Origin of the sequence: Falsiroseomonas sp., from assembly GCF_030695085.1 — a bacterium.
In the GTDB taxonomy this organism is placed as follows: domain Bacteria; phylum Pseudomonadota; class Alphaproteobacteria; order Acetobacterales; family Acetobacteraceae; genus Falsiroseomonas.
The window spans coordinates 1-3,421 of the sequence record NZ_JAUYTS010000151.1 but is presented as its reverse complement, the minus strand read 5'-3'; the positions used below and the strand labels follow the sequence as shown (position 1 = coordinate 3,421).

The window sequence follows — 3,421 nt, the reverse complement described above, 5'->3', positions numbered from 1 at the left end:
TGGCGGCGCTGCCCGGCATCACCACCCTGCCGCGCCCGCCGGCGGCGTAGCGTTCAGCCCGGCGTGGCGAGGCCCGTTGCCTCGTCATGCCCGCCCTGGCCTGTCAGCGCCGCCCAGGCCTTGAAGCGCGGGCTGGCGGGCAGCGTGCCGTCGGCGATCAGGCCACGCCAATGGCCGCAGGCCTCGACGAAGCGCGGCACGCTGCCGGGGAACATCGCCAGGCTGATCGCCTCCGCCATCGCCTCCTCCTCGACGCCGTCTGCATAGGCGGCCTGGAGGTGCCAGCCGAAGGGGCGCCAGCGGGCCCGGCACACCTGCACGGCGAGGCCGGCCAGATGCACCAGGCGGATCGGCGCCGCGGGCGCCACGATGCGCAGCGTCGCCACATAGCTCGCCTGCGGGTCGTAGGGGGCAAGCTGGCGGCCCCAGTCGCGGGCGGCGAAGTCGAAGGCCTCCGCGCCGATGGCCAGCGCGGCCGAAGCAAAAGCGGCACCAATCGTTGCATCCGTGCCGCCGGCGGCGCGGAACTTGGCGATGTGGTGGGTCGCCAGCGCCTCATCCGTCGCGGCCAGCACCGCCATCCAGACGAATTCGCGGTCGTGATGGCTCAGCACCCGGTCATCGAGCGCGAGCGCCGTATAGGCGGCGTCGTAGCCGGCCAGCAGCTTCGGGAAGGCCAGCGCCATCAGCCCGTGATGCGGCAGCAGGTAGCCGCGCTTGGCGCGCACCTCGGCCAGGCGGGCTTCCAGCTCCGCCGTGGTTTCGTCGCTCATTCGACGCGAATATTGGCGCTGCGGGCGATATCGGCCCAGCGGGTGACCTCGCTCGCCACCATCTCGCTGTACTCGGCCGGGCTCATCCGGTTGGGCGGGGCGCCGAGCTGGGCCAGGCGCTCCACCATCGCCGGCGAATTCAGGCCGGCGACCACGGCGCGGTTGATCTCCGCCGCCTGCTCCGCGGGCATCGCGGCGGGGCCGGACAGGCCGAACCAGTTGGTCGCGACGAGGGATGGGAAGCCGGCCTCCACCACCGTGGGCACATCCGGCCAGCGCGCCGCACGCTCCGGCAGGGTGATGGCCAGCAGGCGCAGGCGGTCGTTGTTGCCGATATCCGGCACCGCCGCGATCAGCCCCTCCACCTGGCCACCGATGACATCCGTGGTGGCCGGCGCGCTGCCGCGATAGGGCACATGGGTGATGTCTACTTCCGCCGCGCGCTTCAGCAGTTCCAGCTTCACATGGGAGGATGTGCCGATGCCGGTGGAGCCGAAGCGCACCGCGCCGGCCTGCGCCTTCGCCCGCGCCACCAGATCCGCCATGGTCCGGATCGGCCCAGCGGCGGAGACCGCGATGGCCGAGGGCACCGCCGCGACCAGCGCGATGTGGCGGAAATCCGTCACCGGGTTGTAGGGCACACTGCGATTCACCGCCGGGCCGATCGCCTGGCTGGCGATGTTGGACAGCAGGATGGTGCCGTCCACCGGGCCGCGCGCCACGGAATCGGAGCCGATGGCGCCACCGGCGCCGGCCCGGTTGTCCACCACCACCGGCACGCCCAGCGCCGTCTCGATCTCCCGCGCCGCCAGGCGGCCGAGCAGATCGGCGGTGCCGCCGGCGGGGAAGGGCACCACCAGCCGCAAGGGGCGCCGCGCCGGCTGGGCCAAGGCGGGGGCCGCGAGGGGCAGGGTGGCGGCGGCGGCAAGCAGGCTGCGGCGATGCATGGCGGGATCTCCCATCTTGTATCCCACAGCTTAGCGCCGGCCGCGCAATCGGCCAGGGGGTGCGGCGGCGATGATCACGATCGCCTCCGATCAACCCCCGATCTGGAAGAAACCTCTCCTTTTGGGTTGCGGGATGGAAAAATACTCGTGTAGCCTTGGGTCGGACGAGGACAAACCGGACGCCCATGACCTTCATCCGCAGCCGTACCGCGCGTGAGACCATGCTGGCCGGCATCGCCGCCGCCGCCCGCTTCCCGATGGCGGACCGGCCACAGGCGGTGGGCGCGGCGATCCAGGCTTTTGCGGCGGACCCGGCGCTGCTGGATGGGCTGGACTGCCCCTGTTGCCCGGACCGCTATGTGCGCCACCTGCTGCACAGTGATCCGGAGGGCGGCTATGCGGTGGTCGCCCTGGTCTGGCGCCCGGGCCAGATGTCCCCGGTGCATGGCCACAAGGCCTGGTGCGCCTTCGCCGTGCACCAGGGCACGCTGACCGAAACCTGGTACAGCCCAACCGAGGATGCCCCGCAGCCGCACTCCACACAGTTGCTGCGGCCGGGGCAGGGCAGCCATGGCGCGGCGGACCCGCTGCTGATCCACCGCCTGGCCAACCTGTCCTGCCGCACCGCCATCTCCATCCATTGCTACGGCGTGGGTTTCGATCGCTTCGGCTCGGATGTGAACGAGGTTCACGCCGCCTGAGCCGCCGCCCACTGGGAGAAAGCGACCTGCCGGCGTAGGCTGGCGCGGTGAAACCTCCCTCCTCGCGCGCGTGATCCTTCCGGGCCGCAACATCGTCATCGGCCTGCTGTTCGGCCTCGCCGCGGCGCTCATCTGGGGCGGGCAGGCGGTGGTCGCGCGCAGCGGCACCGTCGCCGGGTATTCGCCGCTGGATCTCGCCGTGCTGCGCTATGTCGCGGCCGCGCTGGTGCTGCTGCCCTTCGCCTGGCGGGCGCGGCGCGTGCTGGCCGAGATCGGGCTGCCCAAGCTGCTCGGGCTGGTGGCGACCGGGGGCGCGGCGAATGCGCTGCTGTTCGGCTGGGGGCTGGTGCATGCCCCGGCCAGCCACGGCGGCACCATCGCGCCGATCACCTCCGCCGTCATGGGCGCCGTCATCGCCATCCCGCTGCTGGGCGAGATGCCGACGCGGGGGCGTGCCATCGCGCTCGGCTTCATCACGGCGGGCGTGTTGCTGATCGGCTGGGACGGAATCGGCGGCGCGCATCCGGGTGCCTGGCGCGGCGACCTCATCCTGATGGGGGCCGGCACGGTCTGGGGTGCCTTCACCGTGCTGCTGCGGCGCTGGCGGATTCCGGCGCTGGCCGGCAACGCGGCGATGTGCGTGCTGTCCGCCCTGGTGCTGCTGCCGCCCTGGCTGTTGCTGGGCGGCGGCGTGGTACCGGAGATGCCCTGGCAGACCAGCGTGCTGCAGGGCTTCGCGCAGGGGGTGCTGTCTTCCGCCATCGCCACCACGCTGTATGCCCGGGCCGGGGAGCTGATGGGCGCCACGCGCACCGCCTGCCTGACCACGATGGTGCCGGTGGCCGCGGTGCTGCTGTCCGTGCTGATCCTGCACGAACCGCTGGGCCTGGCGAAGCTGGCCGGGGTGGTGCTGGCGGTGGGGGCGATGCTCGTGGCGGTGATGGTGACCGGCCGCCGAAGCTGAGGGCCGCCGAAGCTGAGGACCGTCGAAGCTGAGTTA

General features: G+C 72.2%; 4 protein-coding genes. 2 read left to right on the top strand and 2 right to left on the bottom strand.

Annotated elements, in window-relative coordinates:
* Positions 1-53 precede the first annotated feature (53 nt).
* On the bottom strand, positions 54-773 hold the full coding sequence (locus tag Q8S40_RS16435; protein ID WP_305671235.1) for a carboxymuconolactone decarboxylase family protein: 720 nt from the start codon (positions 771-773) through the stop codon (positions 54-56).
* A complete protein-coding gene (locus Q8S40_RS16430) occupies positions 770-1,720 on the bottom strand; it encodes a tripartite tricarboxylate transporter substrate binding protein (RefSeq protein ID WP_305671234.1) in 951 nt (316 codons plus the stop codon). The genes Q8S40_RS16435 and Q8S40_RS16430 overlap by 4 nt, the downstream gene beginning before the upstream one ends.
* 185 nt (positions 1,721-1,905) lie before the next feature.
* Here Q8S40_RS16430 and Q8S40_RS16425 point away from each other — a divergent pair, with 185 nt between their 5' ends.
* Positions 1,906-2,421 carry a cysteine dioxygenase family protein gene (locus tag Q8S40_RS16425; RefSeq protein ID WP_305671233.1) on the top strand — a complete coding sequence of 172 codons (516 nt, stop codon included), beginning with the start codon at positions 1,906-1,908 and terminating at the stop codon, positions 2,419-2,421.
* 70 nt (positions 2,422-2,491) lie between these two features.
* Entirely contained in the window at positions 2,492-3,385 is an 894-nt protein-coding gene (locus Q8S40_RS16420; RefSeq protein WP_305671232.1) for a DMT family transporter, read from the top strand.
* Positions 3,386-3,421: the final 36 nt, after the last annotated feature.

What these genes read in the sequence shown, in the direction of transcription:
- Q8S40_RS16435 (WP_305671235.1), bottom strand. Translation starts at nt 773, where the DNA reads ATGAGCGACGAAACCACGGCGGAGCTGGAAGCCCGCCTGGCCGAGGTG.
- Q8S40_RS16430 (WP_305671234.1), bottom strand. Translation starts at nt 1,720, where the DNA reads ATGCATCGCCGCAGCCTGCTTGCCGCCGCCGCCACCCTGCCCCTCGCG.
- Q8S40_RS16425 (WP_305671233.1), top strand. Translation starts at nt 1,906, where the DNA reads ATGACCTTCATCCGCAGCCGTACCGCGCGTGAGACCATGCTGGCCGGC.